This is a genomic window from Streptomyces venezuelae, from assembly GCF_008642275.1.
In the GTDB taxonomy this organism is placed as follows: Bacteria; Actinomycetota; Actinomycetes; order Streptomycetales; family Streptomycetaceae; genus Streptomyces; species Streptomyces venezuelae_E.
The window spans coordinates 1,362,654-1,381,535 of sequence record NZ_CP029189.1 but is presented as its reverse complement, the minus strand read 5'-3'; the positions used below and the strand labels follow the sequence as shown (position 1 = coordinate 1,381,535).

General features: G+C 70.7%; 17 protein-coding genes. 16 read left to right on the top strand and 1 reads right to left on the bottom strand.

Annotated elements, in window-relative coordinates; all coding sequences use genetic code 11:
- The first annotated feature begins 53 nt into the window (after positions 1 to 53).
- The gene (gene efp, locus DEJ51_RS05535) at positions 54 to 620 is read left to right on the top strand and encodes an elongation factor P (protein ID WP_030706328.1); all 567 of its coding nucleotides are present in this window, start codon (positions 54 to 56) and stop codon (positions 618 to 620) included.
- A 3-nt stretch (positions 621 to 623) separates the two neighbouring features.
- Complete coding sequence (nusB, locus tag DEJ51_RS05530) at positions 624 to 1,058, top strand: transcription antitermination factor NusB (protein WP_150256572.1); 435 nt, start codon at positions 624 to 626, stop codon at positions 1,056 to 1,058.
- A 220-nt stretch (positions 1,059 to 1,278) separates the two neighbouring features.
- On the opposite strand, the gene bldD is transcribed toward nusB, so the two are convergent.
- Positions 1,279 to 1,779, bottom strand: a complete 501-nt coding sequence (gene bldD / locus DEJ51_RS05525) for a transcriptional regulator BldD (RefSeq protein ID WP_030008755.1) — start codon at positions 1,777 to 1,779, stop codon at positions 1,279 to 1,281.
- A gap of 295 nt (positions 1,780 to 2,074) precedes the next feature.
- Here bldD and pyrR point away from each other — a divergent pair, with 295 nt between their 5' ends.
- The 14 genes from pyrR (at position 2,075) to DEJ51_RS05455 (ending at position 18,747) form a co-directional block, all read left to right on the top strand.
- Complete coding sequence (pyrR, locus tag DEJ51_RS05520; protein ID WP_150256571.1) at positions 2,075 to 2,650, top strand: bifunctional pyr operon transcriptional regulator/uracil phosphoribosyltransferase PyrR; 576 nt, start codon at positions 2,075 to 2,077, stop codon at positions 2,648 to 2,650.
- A 103-nt stretch (positions 2,651 to 2,753) separates the two neighbouring features.
- The gene (locus DEJ51_RS05515) at positions 2,754 to 3,746 is read left to right on the top strand and encodes an aspartate carbamoyltransferase catalytic subunit (RefSeq protein ID WP_150256570.1); all 993 of its coding nucleotides are present in this window, start codon (positions 2,754 to 2,756) and stop codon (positions 3,744 to 3,746) included.
- Positions 3,747 to 3,748: 2 nt separating this feature from the next.
- Complete coding sequence (locus DEJ51_RS05510) at positions 3,749 to 5,035, top strand: dihydroorotase (RefSeq protein WP_150256569.1); 1,287 nt, start codon at positions 3,749 to 3,751, stop codon at positions 5,033 to 5,035.
- A complete protein-coding gene (locus DEJ51_RS05505; protein ID WP_150256568.1) occupies positions 5,032 to 5,622 on the top strand; it encodes a hypothetical protein in 591 nt (196 codons plus the stop codon). Before DEJ51_RS05510 ends, DEJ51_RS05505 begins: the two co-directional genes overlap by 4 nt.
- Complete coding sequence (gene carA, locus DEJ51_RS05500; RefSeq protein ID WP_150256567.1) at positions 5,619 to 6,800, top strand: glutamine-hydrolyzing carbamoyl-phosphate synthase small subunit; 1,182 nt, start codon at positions 5,619 to 5,621, stop codon at positions 6,798 to 6,800. The genes DEJ51_RS05505 and carA overlap by 4 nt, the downstream gene beginning before the upstream one ends.
- A complete protein-coding gene (carB, locus tag DEJ51_RS05495) occupies positions 6,793 to 10,101 on the top strand; it encodes a carbamoyl-phosphate synthase large subunit (RefSeq protein ID WP_150256566.1) in 3,309 nt (1,102 codons plus the stop codon). Before carA ends, carB begins: the two co-directional genes overlap by 8 nt.
- A 94-nt stretch (positions 10,102 to 10,195) precedes the next feature.
- Positions 10,196 to 11,305, top strand: a complete 1,110-nt coding sequence (locus tag DEJ51_RS05490) for a quinone-dependent dihydroorotate dehydrogenase (RefSeq protein WP_150256565.1) — start codon at positions 10,196 to 10,198, stop codon at positions 11,303 to 11,305.
- Positions 11,302 to 12,141 (top strand): orotidine-5'-phosphate decarboxylase, encoded by an 840-nt coding sequence (gene pyrF, locus DEJ51_RS05485; RefSeq protein ID WP_150256564.1) that lies wholly within the window; start codon positions 11,302 to 11,304, stop codon positions 12,139 to 12,141. The genes DEJ51_RS05490 and pyrF overlap by 4 nt, the downstream gene beginning before the upstream one ends.
- A 304-nt stretch (positions 12,142 to 12,445) precedes the next feature.
- Complete coding sequence (locus DEJ51_RS05480) at positions 12,446 to 12,769, top strand: integration host factor (RefSeq protein ID WP_030008746.1); 324 nt, start codon at positions 12,446 to 12,448, stop codon at positions 12,767 to 12,769.
- A 61-nt stretch (positions 12,770 to 12,830) separates the two neighbouring features.
- Positions 12,831 to 13,394 carry a guanylate kinase gene (gmk, locus tag DEJ51_RS05475; protein WP_030008745.1) on the top strand — a complete coding sequence of 188 codons (564 nt, stop codon included), beginning with the start codon at positions 12,831 to 12,833 and terminating at the stop codon, positions 13,392 to 13,394.
- 73 nt (positions 13,395 to 13,467) lie between these two features.
- Positions 13,468 to 13,740: a DNA-directed RNA polymerase subunit omega gene (rpoZ, locus tag DEJ51_RS05470; protein WP_004948662.1), complete on the top strand. Its 273-nt coding sequence runs from the start codon at positions 13,468 to 13,470 to the stop codon at positions 13,738 to 13,740.
- Between the two features lie 121 nt (positions 13,741 to 13,861).
- Positions 13,862 to 15,076 (top strand): bifunctional phosphopantothenoylcysteine decarboxylase/phosphopantothenate--cysteine ligase CoaBC, encoded by a 1,215-nt coding sequence (gene coaBC / locus DEJ51_RS05465; RefSeq protein ID WP_190620879.1) that lies wholly within the window; start codon positions 13,862 to 13,864, stop codon positions 15,074 to 15,076.
- Positions 15,077 to 15,273: 197 nt separating this feature from the next.
- Positions 15,274 to 16,482 (top strand): methionine adenosyltransferase, encoded by a 1,209-nt coding sequence (gene metK / locus DEJ51_RS05460; protein ID WP_030965755.1) that lies wholly within the window; start codon positions 15,274 to 15,276, stop codon positions 16,480 to 16,482.
- A 144-nt stretch (positions 16,483 to 16,626) separates the two neighbouring features.
- Entirely contained in the window at positions 16,627 to 18,747 is a 2,121-nt protein-coding gene (locus DEJ51_RS05455; protein WP_150256562.1) for a primosomal protein N', read from the top strand.
- Positions 18,748 to 18,882: the final 135 nt, after the last annotated feature.

Below are 18,882 nucleotides of genomic sequence, written 5' to 3'. Positions count from 1 at the left end.
CTGCCGGGCTGTGCGCGCACCCGTGGTCTTCCAGTGCAGGAGATTCCGCAACCGTGGCTTCCACGAACGACCTCAAGAACGGCATGGTGCTGAAGCTCGACGGGGGCCAGCTCTGGTCCGTCGTCGAGTTCCAGCACGTCAAGCCCGGCAAGGGCCCGGCCTTCGTGCGCACCAAGCTCAAGAACGTGCTTTCGGGCAAGGTCGTCGACAAGACCTTCAACGCCGGCGTCAAGGTCGACACGGCCACCATCGACCGCCGCGACATGCAGTTCTCGTACATGGACGGCGACTACTTCGTCTTCATGGACATGGACACCTACGACCAGCTGATGGTCGACCGCAAGGCCGTCGGCGACGCCGCCAACTTCCTGATCGAGGGCTTCACCGCCTCCGTCGCCCAGCACGAGGGCGAGGTGCTCTACGTCGAGCTCCCGGCCGCGGTCGAGCTCAAGATCCAGCACACCGACCCGGGCGTCCAGGGCGACCGCTCCACCGGTGGCACCAAGCCGGCCACCCTGGAGACCGGCTACGAGATCCAGGTCCCGCTCTTCATCACCACGGGCGAGACGGTCAAGGTCGACACCCGCACCAGCGACTACCTCGGCCGGAAGAGCAACTAACCCGTGGCTGCTCGGAGCAATGCGCGCAAGCGCGCCTTCCAGATCCTTTTCGAGGCCGACCAGCGCGGGGTGCCCGTACGCGAGGTCCTCGCGGACTGGATCCGCCACGCGCGGTCGGACGACCGGCAGCCGCCGGTCAGCGCCTTCACGATGGATCTCGTCGAGGGTTACGCCGACAAGGTGAACCGCATCGACGATCTGATCGTCACCTACGCCGTGGACTGGGACCTCGACCGCATGCCGGTCGCGGACCGGAACATCCTGCGGCTCGGTGCCTACGAGCTGATCTGGGTGGACGACACCCCGGACGCCGTGGCCATCGACGAGGCCGTCCAGCTGGCCAAGGAGTTCTCGACGGACGAGTCCCCCTCGTTCGTGAACGGGCTGCTGGCCCGGTTCAAGGACCTGAAGCCGAGCCTGCGGCGCAGCGAGAGCTGAGCGCACGGCCCAGCGCCGGCACCGCCATACGGAAGGGCCCGCAACGCATCGCGTTGCGGGCCCTTCCGTATGCGGAGCGGAGAACGGCGCGAGGAGGCATGGGGAGCGGGCCGCGGTGAGTGAGGCACGGGCACGGGCACGAAAAACCGGTGGGCGCCGGAACCCCCGCAAGGGTCCGGCGCCCACCGGTAAACGTTTCTGCTGGTCCTGAGCCCGAGACTCAGAGCTCCTCGTGCGCCACCGCGCGACGGGCGTCCGCGTCCAGCACGCCCCAGCTGATCAGCTGCTCGGTCAGGACCGAGGGGGACTGGTCGTAGATGACGGCCAGGGTGCGCAGGTCGTCCTGGCGGATCGACAGCACCTTGCCGTTGTAGTCGCCGCGCTGGCTCTGGATCGTCGCCGCGTAACGCTGCAGCGGGCCGGCCTTCTCGGCCGGGACGCCCGCCAGGCGCTCCAGGTCGAGGCGCAGCTTCGGCGGCGGCTCGGCAGCCCCGCCGGGCGTCGTACCCGGCAGCAGCTCCTGAACCGGAACCCCGTAGAAGTCCGCCAGCTCGGCAAGACGCTGGACGGTCACGGCGCGGTCCCCGCGCTCGTAGGAACCGACCACGACGGCCTTCCACCGGCCCTGGGACTTCTCCTCGACACCGTGGAGGGAAAGGCCCTGCTGGGTGCGGATGGCGCGGAGCTTGGCCCCGAGCTGTTTGGCGTATTCGCTGGACATAACGCTCCCGGACGCTGTGACGCTGTGACTGGTGGACACTGCGACTACGTAACTACGTAACTACGTGCGGCTCCGCCGCGCGGCTGGTAACTCACTGTGAGGTTACGCAGCGTTACTTGGATGCGTCAAGCCGAATGGTCTTCGTCGCCCCCCGGGGTGCTCGTCCCAGCAGTCCTGTGAGAGCCGTTCCCCACCGGCCCGGTCCGAGTCACCGGCCGCTCCCTGGTACCGTGTGAGACGTACATCAGACGTCCTTTAAGGTCCGTCCCGTGAGGCGGAGAAGGAGGTCCTTTTCATGGACACCCAGCAGAACACCGCGTCCACGCGCCCCGTACTGGAAGCGCAGGACATCGCGCGGGTCCTGACCCGTATCGCCCACGAGATCGTCGAACGCGCCAAGGGCGCCGACGACGTGGTGCTCCTCGGCATCCCCACCCGCGGTGTCTACCTCGCCCGCCGGCTGGCCGCCAAGCTCGAAGAGATCACCGGTACGAAGATCCCGGTCGGCTCCCTCGACATCACCATGTACCGCGACGACCTGCGGATGAAGCCAGCCCGCGCGATCGGCCGCACCGAGATCCCCGGCGACGACCTCGACGGCCGCCTCGTCGTGCTCGTCGACGACGTGCTCTTCTCCGGCCGCACCATCCGCGCCGCCCTCGACGCCCTCGGCGACCTCGGCCGCCCCCGCGCCGTGCAGCTCGCCGTCCTCGTCGACAGAGGCCACCGCGAACTGCCGATCCGCGCCGACTACGTCGGCAAGAACCTCCCCACGTCGCTGCGGGAGACCGTCAAGGTCCAGCTCCAGGAGGAGGACGGCCGTGACGCCGTGCTGCTCGGTCAGCGGACCACCCCGGCAGCAGGTCAGTAGACCGTCCGAGTGACGGGCCCCGACCGGGCCCGCGCCGAGGCCTGCCCTGCTCCGCCCACACCCCTGCCCGTCCGCCTGCCCTCCCACCCACGGAGCCATCCAGATGAAGCGCCACCTCATCTCGGCCGCCGACCTCACGCGCGACGACGCCGTCCTGATCCTCGACACCGCCGAGGAGATGGCACGTGTCGCGGACCGGCCGATCAAGAAGCTGCCCACCCTGCGCGGCCTCACCGTCGTCAACCTCTTCTTCGAGGACTCGACCCGCACCCGGATCTCCTTCGAGGCGGCCGCCAAGCGGCTCTCGGCCGACGTCATCAACTTCTCCGCGAAGGGTTCCTCCGTTTCCAAGGGCGAATCCCTGAAGGACACGGCGCTGACCCTGGAGGCCATGGGAGCCGACGCGGTCGTGATCCGCCACCACTCCTCCGGCGCCCCCTACCGGCTCGCGACCTCCGGCTGGATCGACTCCGCCGTCGTCAACGCCGGCGACGGCACCCACGAGCACCCCACCCAGGCCCTGCTGGACGCCTTCACCATGCGCCGCCGCCTGGTCGGCCGTGACGCGGGCCTCGGCAAGGACCTGAACGGCCGCCGCATCACCATCGTCGGCGACGTCCTGCACAGCCGCGTGGCCCGCTCCAACGTCCACCTGCTCCACACCCTCGGCGCCGAGGTCACCCTGGTGGCCCCGCCCACCCTGGTCCCGATCGGCGTCGAGACCTGGCCGTGCGAGGTCTCGTTCAACCTCGACGACGTGCTGCCGAAGTCGGATGCGGTGATGATGCTGCGTGTGCAGCGCGAACGCATGAACGCCGCCTTCTTCCCGACCGAGCGCGAGTACTCCCGCCGGTACGGCCTCGACGGCGACCGCATGGCGAAGATGCCCGAGCACGCCATCGTGATGCACCCCGGCCCCATGAACCGCGGCATGGAGATCACCGCCCAGGTCGCCGACTCCGACCGCTGCACGGCCGTCGAGCAGGTCGCCAACGGCGTCTCCACCCGGATGGCCGTCCTGTACCTGCTGCTCGGAGGCTCCGAGCCCGCCGTCACCACCACCCCCGCCGCCGCCCGTACCGAGGAGAGCAAGTAACCATGAGCAAGATCCTTATCCGTGGCGCGAAGGTACTCGGCGGCCAGGCGCAGGACGTCCTGATCGACGGCGAGACCATCGCCGAGGTCGGGCAGAACCTCTCCGCCGAAGGCGCGACCGTCATCGAGGCGGAGGGCCAGGTCCTCCTCCCCGGCCTCGTCGACCTGCACACCCACCTGCGCGAGCCCGGCCGCGAGGACTCCGAGACGGTCCTCACCGGCACCCGCGCGGCCGCCTCCGGCGGCTACACCGCCGTGTTCGCCATGGCGAACACCTTCCCCGTCGCCGACACCGCCGGCGTCGTCGAGCAGGTGTGGCGCCTGGGCAAGGAGTCCGGCTACTGCGACGTGCAGCCCATCGGCGCCGTCACCGTCGGCCTGGAGGGCAAGCAGCTCTCCGAGCTGGGCGCCATGCACGAGTCCGCCGCCAACGTCACCGTCTTCTCCGACGACGGCAAGTGCGTCGACGACGCGGTGATCATGCGCCGCGCCCTGGAGTACGTGAAGGCCTTCGGCGGCGTCGTCGCCCAGCACGCCCAGGAGCCCCGGCTCACCGAGGGCGCCCAGATGAACGAGGGCGTCGTCTCCGCGGAACTCGGTCTCGGCGGCTGGCCCGCCGTCGCCGAGGAGTCGATCATCGCCCGTGACGTCCTGCTCGCCGAGCACGTCGGCTCCCGCGTCCACATCTGCCACCTCTCCACCGCGGGATCCGTCGAGATCGTCCGCTGGGCCAAGTCCCGCGGCATCGACGTCACCGCCGAGGTCACCCCGCACCACCTCCTCCTCACCGACGAGCTCGTGCGCTCGTACAACGCGGTCTACAAGGTCAACCCGCCGCTGCGCACCGAGCGCGACGTGCTGGCCCTGCGCGAGGCGCTCGCCGACGGCACGATCGACATCGTCGCCACCGACCACGCCCCGCACCCGCACGAGGACAAGGACTGCGAATGGGCCGCCGCCGCCATGGGCATGGTCGGCCTGGAGACCGCGCTCTCCGTCGTCCAGCAGACGATGGTCGAGACCGGACTGCTCGACTGGGCGGGAGTCGCCGAGCGGATGTCCTTCGCTCCGGCGCGCATCGGCAGCCTGGGGAACCACGGCCGTCCCGTCTCGGCAGGTGAACCCGCGAACCTGACCTTGGTCGACACCTCGTACCGTGGTGTCGTGGACCCCGCACACTTCGCCTCCCGCAGCCGCAACACGCCTTACGAGGGCCGTGAGCTGCCGGGGCGCGTCACTCATACCTTCCTGCGGGGCCGGGCAACGGTCGTGGACGGGAAACTGGCGTGACACCTGCAGTAATCCAACTGGCCGCCGAGGCCGCCGAACGACAGTCGGCGGAGGTGACCAGCTTCGGTGCCCGCATGGCGTGGGTGATCGGCCTGGCCGTCTTCGTCGCGTTCGTCTACTGGCTGATGCGGCAGGGCTGGAAATGGCGCGGCGCTCTGCAGAACGATCTGCCGGAGCTGCCCGCCGCACCCGACGGCCTGCCCGAGCACCGGCTGGCCCTGACCGGCCGGTACCACGGGTCCACCACCGCCGGGCAGTGGCTCGACCGGATCGTCGCCCACGGTCTGGGCCTGCGCAGCCGGGTCGAGCTCACGCTCACCGACGCGGGCCTCGACGTGGTCCGACCGGGGGCAGGCGATTTCTTCGTACCGGTCGCGCAGCTGCGCGGCGCCCGCCTCGACAAGGGAATCGCGGGCAAGGTACTCACCGAGGGCGGTCTGCTGGTCGTCACCTGGGCGCACGGCGACAAGCTGATCGACTCCGGATTCCGCTCCGACCGCGCGGCCGAACACGCCGCCTGGGTTCGAAGCATCGACACGCTCGTAACACAGAACTCATCCATCACGACGGAAGGCGCCGAACGATGACGACCTCCACCAGGGGAGCAGCCAAAGCTCCCGCCGTACTCGTCCTGGAGGACGGTCGGATCTTCCGCGGCCGCGCCTACGGCGCTGTGGGGGAGACCTTCGGCGAGGCCGTGTTCTCCACCGGCATGACCGGCTACCAGGAGACCCTCACCGACCCGTCGTACCACCGGCAGGTCGTCGTGATGACCGCGCCGCACGTGGGCAACACCGGCGTCAACGACGAGGACCCCGAGTCCTCCCGCATCTGGGTGGCCGGCTACGTCGTACGCGACCCCGCCCGCGTCCCGTCCAACTGGCGCTCCCGGCGCTCGCTGGACGAGGAGCTGGCCAAGCAGGGCGTCGTCGGCATCTCCGGCATCGACACCCGCGCCCTGACCCGCCACCTGCGCGAGCGCGGCGCCATGCGCGTCGGCATCTTCTCCGGCACGGCCCTCACCGGTGCCTCCGGCGCGATCGTCGCCGACGACGCGGCCCTGCTGGCCAAGGTCCAGGAACAGCCCCAGATGAAGGGCGCGAACCTCTCCGCCGAGGTCGCCACCAAGGAGACGTACGTCGTCCCCGCCATCGGCGAGAAGCGCTTCACCGTGGCCGCGGTCGACCTCGGCATCAAGGGCATGACCCCGCACCGGATGGCCGAGCGCGGCATCGAGGTGCACGTGCTGCCCGCCACCGCCACCGTCGAGGACGTCTACGCGGTCCGGCCCGACGGCGTGTTCTTCTCCAACGGCCCGGGCGACCCGGCCACCGCCGACCACGCGGTCTCGGTCATGCAGGACGTCCTCGCCCGCAAGACCCCGCTCTTCGGCATCTGCTTCGGCAACCAGATCCTCGGCCGCGCGCTCGGCTTCGGCACCTACAAGCTGAAGTACGGCCACCGAGGCATCAACCAGCCGGTGCAGGACCGCACCACCGGCAAGGTCGAGATCACCGCGCACAACCACGGCTTCGCCGTCGACGCGCCCCTCGACAAGGTCACCGAGACCCCCTACGGCCGCGCCGAGGTCTCCCACGTCTGCCTGAACGACAACGTCGTCGAAGGCCTCCAGCTGCTCGACCAGCCGGCCTTCAGCGTCCAGTACCACCCCGAGGCGGCCGCCGGCCCGCACGACGCCGCGTACCTCTTCGACCGCTTCACGTCTTTGATGGAAACCGCCCTGATGGAGGCCGAGCGTGCCTAAGCGCACCGATATCCAGTCCGTCCTGGTCATCGGCTCCGGCCCGATCGTCATCGGACAGGCCGCCGAGTTCGACTACTCCGGCACCCAGGCCTGCCGCATCCTCAAGGCCGAGGGCCTGCGGGTCATCCTGGTGAACTCCAACCCCGCGACGATCATGACCGACCCGGAGATCGCCGACGCCACGTACGTCGAGCCGATCACCCCCGAGTTCGTCGAGAAGATCATCGCCAAGGAGCGCCCCGACGCGCTCCTGCCGACCCTCGGCGGCCAGACCGCGCTCAACACCGCGATCTCCATGCACGAGCAGGGCGTGCTGGAGAAGTACGGCGTCGAGCTCATCGGCGCCAACGTCGAGGCCATCAACAAGGGCGAGGACCGCGACCTCTTCAAGGGCGTCGTCGAGGCCGTCAAGGCCAAGATCGGCTACGGCGAGTCCGCCCGCTCGGTCATCTGCCACTCCATGGACGACGTCATCCAGGGCGTCGACACCCTCGGCGGCTACCCCGTCGTCGTCCGCCCCTCCTTCACCATGGGCGGCGCCGGCTCCGGCTTCGCCCACGACGAGGACGAGCTGCGCCGCATCGCCGGCCAGGGCCTCACGCTCTCCCCGACCACCGAGGTGCTCCTGGAGGAGTCCATCCTCGGCTGGAAGGAGTACGAGCTGGAGCTGATGCGCGACACCAAGGACAACGTGGTCGTCGTCTGCTCCATCGAGAACTTCGACCCGATGGGCGTCCACACCGGTGACTCGATCACCGTCGCCCCCGCGATGACCCTCACCGACCGCGAGTACCAGCGGCTGCGCGACATCGGCATCGCGATCATCCGTGAGGTCGGCGTCGACACCGGCGGCTGCAACATCCAGTTCGCGATCGACCCGACCGACGGCCGCGTCATCGTCATCGAGATGAACCCGCGCGTCTCCCGCTCCTCGGCGCTCGCGTCGAAGGCCACCGGCTTCCCGATCGCCAAGATCGCCGCCAAGCTGGCCATCGGCTACACCCTCGACGAGGTCCCCAACGACATCACCGAGCAGACCCCGGCCTCCTTCGAGCCGACCCTCGACTACGTCGTCGTCAAGGCCCCGCGCTTCGCCTTCGAGAAGTTCCCGCTCGCCGACGCCACCCTCACCACCACCATGAAGTCGGTCGGCGAGGCCATGGCCATCGGCCGCAACTTCACCGAAGCCCTCCAGAAGGCCCTGCGCTCCCTGGAGAAGAAGGGCTCGCAGTTCACCTTCGTCGGCCCCACCGGCGACAAGGACGAGCTGCTCGCCACCGCCGTCCGCCCGACCGACGGCCGCATCAACACCGTCATGCAGGCCATCCGCGCCGGCGCCACCCAGGAGGAGGTCTTCGAGTACACGAAGATCGACCCCTGGTTCGTCGACCAGCTCTTCCTCATCAAGGAGATCGCGGACGAGCTGACCGCCGCCGAGAAGCTCGGCCCCGAGCTGCTCGCCGAGGCCAAGCGCCACGGCTTCTCCGACGCCCAGATCGCCGAGATCCGCGGCCTGCGCGAGGACGTCGTCCGCGAGGTCCGGCACGCGCTCGGCGTCCGCCCGGTCTACAAGACGGTCGACACCTGCGCCGCCGAGTTCGCCGCGAAGACCCCGTACTTCTACTCCTCGTACGACGAGGAGTCCGAGGTCGCGCCCCGCACCAAGCCCGCGGTGATCATCCTGGGCTCCGGCCCGAACCGCATCGGCCAGGGCATCGAGTTCGACTACTCCTGCGTCCACGCCTCCTTCGCCCTCAGCGACGCCGGCTACGAGACCGTGATGGTCAACTGCAACCCGGAGACCGTCTCCACCGACTACGACACCTCCGACCGCCTGTACTTCGAGCCGCTGACGCTGGAAGACGTGCTGGAGATCGTCCACGCCGAGTCGCTGGCCGGGCCCATCGCCGGTGTCGTCGTCCAGCTCGGCGGCCAGACCCCCCTCGGTCTCGCCCAGGCCCTCAAGGACAACGGCGTCCCCGTCGTCGGCACCTCCCCGGAGGCCATCCACGCCGCCGAGGACCGCGGCGCCTTCGGCCAGGTCCTCGCCGACGCGGGCCTGCCGGCCCCCAAGCACGGCACCGCCACCACCTTCGCGGGCGCGAAGGCGATCGCCGACGAGATCGGCTACCCGGTCCTCGTACGCCCGTCCTACGTGCTCGGCGGCCGAGGCATGGAGATCGTCTACGACGAGACCCGCCTGGAGTCGTACATCGCCGAGTCCACCGAGATCTCCCCGACCCGCCCCGTGCTGGTCGACCGCTTCCTCGACGACGCGATCGAGATCGACGTGGACGCCCTCTACGACGGCCACGAGCTCTACCTCGGCGGCGTCATGGAGCACATCGAGGAAGCCGGCATCCACTCCGGCGACTCGGCCTGCGCGCTGCCCCCGATCACCCTCGGCGGCTTCGACATCAAGCGCCTGCGCGCCTCCACCGAGGCCATCGCCAAGGGCGTCGGCGTCCGCGGCCTGATCAACATCCAGTTCGCGATGGCCGGCGACATCCTCTACGTCCTGGAAGCCAACCCGCGCGCCTCCCGGACCGTCCCCTTCACCTCGAAGGCCACCGCCGTCCCGCTCGCGAAGGCCGCCGCCCGCATCTCGCTCGGCACCACCATCGCCGAGCTGCGCGAAGAGGGCCTGCTGCCGAAGACCGGCGACGGCGGCACCCTGCCGATCGACGCGCCGATCTCCGTCAAGGAGGCCGTCATGCCGTGGTCGCGCTTCCGCGACATCCACGGCCGCGGCGTGGACACCGTCCTCGGCCCGGAGATGCGCTCGACCGGCGAGGTCATGGGCATCGACGCCGTCTTCGGCACCGCCTACGCCAAGTCGCAGGCCGGCGCCTACGGCCCGCTGCCCACCAAGGGCCGCGCCTTCATCTCCGTAGCCAACCGCGACAAGCGCTCGATGATCTTCCCGGCGCGCGAGCTCGTCAACCACGGCTTCGAGCTGATGGCCACCTCCGGCACCGCCGAGGTCCTGCGCCGCAACGGCATCAACGCCACCATCGTGCGCAAGCTCAGCGAGGGCGAGGGCCCGAACGGCGAGAAGACCATCGTCCAGCTGATCCACGACGGCCAGGTCGACCTGATCGTCAACACGCCGTACGGCACCGGCGGCCGCCTCGACGGCTACGAGATCCGCACGGCGGCCGTGGCCCGCAGCGTCCCCTGCCTGACCACGGTCCAGGCGCTCGCCGCCGCCGTCCAGGGCATCGACGCTCTCAACCGAGGCGACGTGGGCGTCCGCTCCCTCCAGGAGCACGCGGAGCACCTGACCGCGGCCCGCGACTGACCCAGGCAGTACAGCCAGCCCGGACACGGGGAGGGGGACACCGGTTTCACGACGGGTGTCCCCCTCTTCACGAGCGCAGAGGGATTTTCCGACGATGTACAAAACCTTCTTCAACCTGGTCTTCAAGCGGATGGACCCGGAACAGGCCCACTACCTGGCCTTCCGCTGGATCCGCCTGGCCGCCCGCACCCCCGTGCTGCGCACCTTCGCCGCGGCCGCCCTGGCCCCGCGCTACGAGGAGCTCCGCACCGAGGCCCTCGGCCTGCGCATGCACGGCCCCTTCGGCCTCGCCGCGGGCTTCGACAAGAACGCCGTCGCCATCGACGGCATGTCGATGCTCGGCTTCGACCACGTCGAGATCGGCACGGTCACGGCCGAGCCCCAGCCCGGCAACCCCAAGAAGCGCCTCTTCCGCCTCGTGGCGGACCGCGCGCTGATCAACCGCATGGGCTTCAACAACGAGGGCTCGGCGGCCGTGGCGGCCCGCCTGGCCGCCCGCGAGGCCGTCTTCAAGACGGTCGTCGGCGTCAACATCGGCAAGACGAAGGTCGTGCCCGAGGAGGAGGCCGTCGGGGACTACGTCACCTCCACCGAGCGCCTCGCCCGGCACGCCGACTACCTCGTGGTGAACGTCTCCTCCCCGAACACCCCGGGCCTGCGCAACCTCCAGGCCACCGAGTCGCTGCGCCCGCTGCTGACGGCCGTGCGCGAGGCAGCCGACCGTACGGTGACCGGCCGCCGGGTGCCGCTCCTGGTGAAGATCGCGCCCGACCTGGCGGACGAGGACGTCGACGCGGTTGCCGACCTGGCCCTGGAGCTGGGCCTCGACGGCATCATCGCGACGAACACCACCATCGCCCGCGAGGGGCTGGGCCTGAAGTCCGCCCCGTCCCTGGTGAAGGAGACCGGCGGGCTCTCCGGCGCCCCGGTCAAGGAGCGCTCGCTGGAGGTCCTGCGCCGCCTGTACGCCCGCGTGGGGGACCGCCTGGTCCTGGTCGGGGTCGGCGGCATCGAGAACGCCGAGGACGCCTGGCAGCGGATCCTGGCCGGCGCCACGCTGATCCAGGGCTACAGCGCCTTCATCTACGAGGGCCCGTTCTACGCCCGCGCCATCCACAAGGGCCTCGCCGCGCGCCTGGCCAACAGCCCGTACGCGACGCTCGCCGAAGCGGTGGGCGCCGAGACCCGAAAGGCCACCAAGTGACTGTGACCCCGTTCGGCACCCGCCTGCGCGCGGCGATGGACTCCCGGGGTCCGCTGTGCGTCGGCATCGACCCGCACGCCGCCCTGCTGGCCCAGTGGGGCCTGCAGGACGACATCGCGGGCCTGGAGCGGTTCTCCCGCACGGTCGTCGAGGCGCTCGCCGAGTCGGTGGCGGTCTTCAAGCCCCAGGCGGCCTTCTTCGAGCGGTTCGGCTCCCGGGGCGTCGCCGTCCTGGAGCGGGCCGTCGCGGACGCCCGGGCGGCCGGGACCCTGGTCGTCATGGACGCGAAGCGCGGTGACATCGGCTCGACCATGGCGGCGTACGCCTCGGCCTTCCTGGACCCGGCGTCGCCGCTGTTCTCCGACGCGCTCACCGTCTCCCCGTACCTGGGCTACGGATCGCTGAAGCCGGCGGTCGACCTGGCCCGGGAGTCGGGCGCGGGCCTGTTCGTCCTGGCGCTGACCTCGAACCCGGAGGGCGCCGAGGTCCAGCGGGCGGTCCGCGAGGACGGCCGGACGATCGGCGCGACGATGCTGGCGCACCTGGCGGCGGAGAACGCGGACGCCGCGCCCATGGGCTCCTTCGGCGCGGTGGTCGGCGCCACACTGGGTGATCTGTCCTCCTTCGACCTCGACATCAACGGGCCGCTGCTGGCCCCCGGCATCGGCGCGCAGGGCGCGACGGCGGCGGACCTGCCGGGTGTCTTCGGCAAGGCCGTGCGCAACGTGGTCCCGAACGTCTCGCGGGGAGTCCTGAAGCACGGTCCGGACGTGAGTGCCCTGCGCGACTCGGCGCGGCGCTTCGCGGACGAGATCCACGCGGCCGTCACCGCGTGATCCGGTCCTCCGGAGAGGCCGTCCGCACCTCCGCGGCTCGGCCTCTCGCACTTCTTGGCGAAACTCGAACGCTCTTCATCGGACAAAACCGGGGTATTTTGTCCGTGATGTACGGTTCAGTGGAGGCTGACCAGGACTTTTCGTCCGTTCTCGCTGACTGGAGCGTTGTTGGCCGCTAGTCTCCGACCAGAGTGAACGTGCAGCGAACGCGTTTCGATCGCTGTTCGGGAGCTCGCCAGGTGTGGTGCCTTCGGGCTGCCCACCGGTCCGTATCCGACAGTTCGACATCCGAGGTGACGTAGGCGTGGCTCTTCCGCCCCTTACCCCTGAACAGCGCGCAGCCGCGCTCGAAAAGGCCGCCGCGGCTCGCCGGGAGCGGGCCGAGGTCAAGAATCGACTCAAGCACTCCGGTGCCTCGCTCCAAGAGGTCATCAAGACGGGCCAGGAGAACGACGTCATCGGCAAGATGAAGGTCTCCGCCCTGCTGGAGTCCCTGCCGGGCGTGGGCAAGGTGCGCGCCAAGCAGATCATGGAGCGTCTCGGCATCTCCGAGTCCCGGCGTGTCCGAGGTCTCGGTTCCAACCAGATCGCCTCTCTGGAGCGCGAGTTCGGCAGCACCGGCGCCTGAGGCGTCGCCTGAAGTTCTCCCGGCGTTCTCAGGCAGTCCCGAGAACCTGGATAATCGCTCTATGGCAGCAGAGGTTCGTCCGCGGCTGACCGTGCTCTCCGGCCCTTCAGGGGTCGGCAAGAGCACGGTCGTCGCGCATATGCGCAAGGTTCACCCCGAGGTATGGCTCTCGGTGTCGGCCACCACCCGCAAGCCGCGGCCCGGTGAGCGACACGGAGTCCACTACTTCTTCGTCAATGACGACGAGTTCGACAAGCTGATCGCCAACGGCGAGCTGCTGGAGTGGGCCGAGTTCGCGGGCAACCGCTACGGCACCCCCCGCGGCGCGGTGCTGGAACGCCTGGACAACGGCGAACCGGTGCTGCTGGAGATCGACCTCCAGGGCGCACGGCTCGTCCGCGAGTCCAAGCCCGACGCCCAGCTGGTCTTCCTGGCTCCGCCGAGCTGGGACGAGCTCGTCCGCCGGCTGACCGGCCGGGGCACCGAATCGGCGGAGGTCATCGAGCGCCGGCTGGCCGCCGCCAAGATCGAACTCGCTGCCGAATCCGAGTTCGACACCACCCTGGTCAACACCTCCGTCGAGGACGTAGCCCGTGAGCTGCTAGCCTTGATGGCAGTTGTCTGATCGTTGATCGATCTTCTTGATTCGGTCGATTCCAGGACGGCCCAATCTTTCACCCATCTTCGGAAGGTAGAGCGTGTCCTCTTCCATCACCGCGCCCGAGGGCATCATCAACCCGCCGATCGACGAGCTGCTCGAGGCTACCGACTCGAAGTACAGCCTCGTGATCTACGCGGCCAAGCGCGCGCGTCAGATCAACGCGTACTACTCGCAGCTCGGTGAGGGCCTGCTCGAGTACGTCGGCCCGCTGGTGGACACCCACGTCCACGAGAAGCCGCTTTCGATCGCGCTGCGCGAGATCAACGCCGGTCTGCTGACCTCCGAGGCCATCGAGGCCCCGGCCCAGTAGAGCGCCAGAAGCCCTTTCACCACAGGCCCGGCAGAACATCTGCCGGGCCTGTGGTGTGTCATGGGTGGGTACGACGACGATCAGAGCCGAACGCGTCGCAGCCGTCGAAGGGAAGTACGTGGTGGACAAGCCGAAGGTCGTACTGGGAGTCAGCGGTGGCATCGCCGCCTACAAGGCGTGCGAGCTGCTGCGCCGGCTGACCGAGTCCGGCCACGACGTGCGGGTGGTGCCCACGGCCTCCTCCCTGAACTTCGTCGGGGAGGCCACCTGGTCCGCCCTCTCCGGGAACCCGGCCTCCACCGAGGTCTGGGAATCCGTCCACGAGGTGCCGCACGTGCGCATCGGGCAGTCCGCCGACCTCGTCGTCGTCGCCCCCGCCACGGCCGACCTGCTGGCCAAGGCCGCCCACGGACTCGCCGACGACCTGCTCACGAACACCCTGCTCACCGCCCGCTGTCCGGTGGTCTTCGCCCCGGCCATGCACACCGAGATGTGGGAGCACCCCGCCACCCAGGAGAACGTGGCCACACTGCGCCGCCGCGGTGCTCTCGTCATCGAACCCGCCGTCGGCCGGCTCACGGGCAAGGACACCGGCAAGGGGCGGCTGCCCGACCCCGAGGAGATCTTCGAGGTCTGCCGCCGCGTCCTGGCCCGAGGAGTGGCCGAGGCGGACCTCGCCGGGCGGCACGTGGTGATCAGCGCGGGCGGAACGCGGGAGCCGCTGGACCCCGTCCGATTCCTCGGCAACCGCTCCTCCGGCAAGCAGGGCTACGCCCTCGCCCGTACCGCGGTCGCCCGGGGGGCCCGGGTCACCCTGGTCTCGGCCAACGCCGCGCTGGCCGACCCGGCCGGGGTGGACGTCGTACGCGTGGGGACGGCCGTGCAGCTGCGGGAGGCCGTGCTCAAGGCCGCCGCGGACGCCGACGCCGTGGTGATGGCCGCGGCCGTCGCCGATTTCCGGCCCGCCGAATACGCGAGCGGAAAGATCAAGAAGAAGGACGGACAGGAGCCGGCGCCGGTGGCGCTCGTACGCAATCCGGACGTTCTCGCGGAGCTCTCGGCCGATCGCGCGAGGGCCGGACAGGTGATCGTGGGATTCGCCGCCGAGACCGACGACGTCCTCGCGAACGGCCGCGCGAAGCTCGCCCGAAAAGGCTGCGACCTGCTCGTCGTGAACGAGGTCGGGGAGACCCGAACCTTTGGTTCCGAGGAGAATGAAGCGGTCATCCTGGCCTCTGACGGCACTGAGACTCAGGTGCCCTATGGTCCGAAGGAAGCCTTGGCTGACGTGATGTGGGACCAGGTGGCGGTCCGCCTGGAGCCGCGACGCGCCTGAGTCCGTTCCTCTTCTCCAGGTCACCTCCGTGCGCAAGAATGGGAGTGCCGCAGGTCACACGGCTCCCATAAGGCGAGACGGGTGGTCCAGGAAACGGTGGCGACCGATAAACTGCATCCGGAACGTGATCGGGCGCAGCCCCCGATGTGGTTCCGCCAAATGATCAGCCAGCAGCCGCTGCAACCCCAGGGAGCGTTGTGTCCCGTCGTCTGTTCACCTCGGAGTCCGTCACCGAGGGCCACCCCGACAAGATCGCTGACCAGATCAGCGACACGATCCTCGACGCGCTCCTCACCGAGGACCCCACCTCGCGCGTCGCCGTGGAGACCCTCATCACCACGGGTCTCGTGCACATCGCGGGAGAGGTGACGACGAAGGCCTACGCGCCGATCGCGCAGCTCGTCCGGGACAAGATCCTCGAAATCGGCTACGACTCCTCGAAGAAGGGCTTCGACGGCGCCTCCTGCGGCGTGTCGGTGTCCATCGGCGCCCAGTCCCCGGACATCGCGCAGGGCGTCGACACCGCCTACGAGAAGCGCGTCGAGGGCGACGAGGACGAGCTGGACAAGCAGGGCGCCGGCGACCAGGGCCTGATGTTCGGCTACGCATGCGACGAGACCCCCGAGCTCATGCCGCTGCCGATCCACATCGCGCACCGTCTGTCGCGTCGGCTCTCCGAGGTCCGCAAGAACGGGACCATCCCGTACCTGCGCCCCGACGGCAAGACCCAGGTCACCATCGAGTACGACGGCGACAAGGCCGTGCGCCTGGACACCGTCGTGGTGTCCTCCCAGCACGCCTCGGACATCGACCTCGACTCGCTGCTCGCGCCCGACATCCGCGAGTTCGTCGTCGAGCACGTCCTGGCCCAGCTCGTCGAGGACGGCATCAAGCTCGACACCGAGGGCTACCGCCTCCTGGTGAACCCGACCGGCCGCTTCGAGATCGGCGGCCCGATGGGCGACGCCGGCCTCACCGGCCGCAAGATCATCATCGACACCTACGGCGGCATGGCCCGGCACGGCGGCGGCGCCTTCTCCGGCAAGGACCCGTCGAAGGTCGACCGCTCCGCCGCCTACGCCATGCGCTGGGTCGCCAAGAACGTGGTCGCCGCCGGCCTCGCCTCGCGCTGCGAGGTCCAGGTCGCGTACGCCATCGGCAAGGCCGAGCCCGTCGGTCTCTTCGTCGAGACCTTCGGCACCGCCAAGGTCGAGGTCCAGAAGATCGAGGACGCGATCGGCGAGGTCTTCGACCTGCGCCCGGCCGCGATCATCCGCGACCTGGACCTGCTGCGCCCGATCTACGCCCAGACCGCCGCCTACGGCCACTTCGGCCGTGAGCTGCCGGACTTCACCTGGGAGCGCACCGACCGCGTGGACGCGCTGCGCGCGGCCGCCGGCCTGTAGGCACACCCCGCCCCACGGCGGACACGTACGGCCCCGGACCCTCGCTGGTCCGGGGCCGTATCGCGTCGGACAGCCGCTGCCCGCGCCGCCCACCTCGGTGCCGGGAGAGCGTCCGCTGTCGGTGCCGTTTGTAAGAATGCTGCTGTGAGCAGCGACAACGGCGAGAGCGAGACCGACGCGGGGGGCCCGCCGGAGCAGCTCGCGCTGATCCGGGAGATGGTCGCCGAGGCGAAGGCCAAGGCGCCCAAGGCGAAGCCGCGCACCTGGCGGGGCGCGGCCCTGGCCGAGGAGCTGCCCGTCGCCCGGGTCCTCGTGAACAAGGGCGTGCTCCACCTCGACCGGACCTTCGACTACGCCGTGCCCGCCGAGCTCTCCGAGGCCGCCCAGCCCGGCGTCCGCGTCCGCGTCCGCTTCGGCGCCGGCTCCCACCACGTACGCGGCGGCCGCCGCGAGGGCGGCAGCCTCATCGACGGCTTCATCGTCGAGCGCCGCGCCGAGTCCGACTACGAAGGCGCACTGGCCGCCCTCGCCCACGTGGTCTCGCCCGAGGTGGTCCTCAGCCCCCGCATGCTCGCCCTGGCCCGCGCCGTCGCCGACCGGTACGCCGGCAGCCTCGCCGACGTGCTCCAGCTCGCCCTGCCTCCGCGCAACGCCAAGGCCGAGGCCAAGCCCTCCCCGGAGCCGCTGCCGCCGCCCGCCGCCCCCGAGCCCGGCGGCTGGGAGCGGTACGGCTCCGGCCCCGGCTTCCTGCGCGCCCTCGCCACGGGCGCCGCCCCGCGCGCCGTGTGGACCGCACTGCCCGGCCCCGGCTGGGCCGACGAACTCGCCCGCGCCATGGCCGCCACCCTGGCCTCCGGGCGCGGGGCCCTCGCCGTGCTCCCCGACGGGCGGACCGCCGCCCGCGTCGACGACGCGCTGACCGCCCTCCTCGGCGAAGGCCGGCACGCCCTGCTGACCGCCGAGTCGGGGCCCGAGAAGCGCTACCGCCAGTGGCTGGCCGTGCACCGCGGCTCCGTGCGGGCCGTCATCGGCACCCGGGCCGCGATGTTCGCACCCGTACGGGACCTCGGACTGGTCGCCGTCTGGGACGACGGCGACTCCAGCCACAGCGACGACAACGCACCCTTCCCGCACGTCCGCGAGGTCCTGGAACTGCGCGCCGTGAGCGACGGCTGCGGCTTCCTCGCGGGCAGCACGAGCTGCACCGTGGAGGCCGCCCAGCTGGTCGAGTCCGGCTGGGCCAGGCCCCTGATCGCCGACCGCGAGACCGTACGGGCCTGCGCGCCCCGGATCCGGACCGTCGGGGACGAACTGCTCGCCCGCGACGAGGCCGCCCGGGCCGCACGCCTGCCGAGCCTGGCCTGGGAGACCGTACGGGAAGGACTGAAGACCGGGCCCGTACTGGTCCAGGTACCGCGGCGCGGCTATGTGCCGCGGCTGGCGTGCGAGCGGTGCCGGACCCCCGCCCGCTGCACGGTCTGCGCGGGACCGCTGGAGGCCCCCGACGAGCGGGACCTGCGGTGCGGCTGGTGCGGGCGCGGCGAGCCGTCCTGGCACTGCGAGGAATGCGGGTCGTTCCGGCTGCGGGCCCAGGTGGTCGGCGCGCGGCGCACCGCCGAGGAGCTGGGGCGGGCCTTCCCGGCCGTGGCCGTCCGGACCTCCGGCCGCGACCACGTACTCGACGAGGTTCCGGACCGGCCCGCGCTGGTGGTGTGCACCCCCGGCGCCGAGCCGGTCGTGGCCGGCGCCGGGTACGCGGCCGCACTGCTGCTCGACGGCTGGGCCATGCTGACCCGGCCCGACCTGCGGGCCGGTGAGGACGCGCTGCGGCGGTGGATCGCGGCCGCCTCCCTGGTCCGGGGCGACGGCCAGGTCGTGGTGGTCGCCGAGCCGACCCTGCGGCCCGTCCAGGCGCTCGTCCGGTGGGACCCGGTGGGCCATGCCGTACGGGAGCTCGCGGAGCGGTCCCAGCTCGGTTTCCCGCCGGTGTCCCGGATGGCGGCGGTGGCCGGCCGGGGCGAGGCCGTCGAGGCCTTCCTGGCCGGGGCCGGGCTGCCGCCCGACGCGGAGATCCTGGGGCCCGTACCGCTCCCCGGGCGCCGCGGGGAAGGGTCCCCCGGGGAGCGGGCACTGGTCCGGGTGCCGCCCGGCAGCGGAGCCGCCCTGGCGGCCGCCCTGAAGTCGGCGCAGGCCGCGCGGATGGCGAAGGGCGGTCCGGCGGCGGACGCCGTCCGGGTCCGCATCGACCCGCCCGACATCGGCTGACGCGGCCGCGCCGGCGCGGTGCGGGGCGGTGTGGGCGCGGCCGTGCGCAGTGGTGCCGTGCCGGGCGGTGAGGAGCGGTGCGTGCGATGGGTGCGAAGCCGTCGCCGAACGCCGAAACCCCCGGTGGGGCGACCC

What these genes read in the sequence shown, in the direction of transcription:
- carA (WP_150256567.1), top strand. Translation starts at nt 5,619, where the DNA reads ATGACGACCTCCACCAGGGGAGCAGCCAAAGCTCCCGCCGTACTCGTC.
- pyrR (WP_150256571.1), top strand. Translation starts at nt 2,075, where the DNA reads ATGGACACCCAGCAGAACACCGCGTCCACGCGCCCCGTACTGGAAGCG.
- gmk (WP_030008745.1), top strand. Translation starts at nt 12,831, where the DNA reads ATGGCAGCAGAGGTTCGTCCGCGGCTGACCGTGCTCTCCGGCCCTTCA.
- DEJ51_RS05510 (WP_150256569.1), top strand. Translation starts at nt 3,749, where the DNA reads ATGAGCAAGATCCTTATCCGTGGCGCGAAGGTACTCGGCGGCCAGGCG.
- bldD (WP_030008755.1), bottom strand. Translation starts at nt 1,779, where the DNA reads ATGTCCAGCGAATACGCCAAACAGCTCGGGGCCAAGCTCCGCGCCATC.
- DEJ51_RS05490 (WP_150256565.1), top strand. Translation starts at nt 10,196, where the DNA reads ATGTACAAAACCTTCTTCAACCTGGTCTTCAAGCGGATGGACCCGGAA.
- DEJ51_RS05515 (WP_150256570.1), top strand. Translation starts at nt 2,754, where the DNA reads ATGAAGCGCCACCTCATCTCGGCCGCCGACCTCACGCGCGACGACGCC.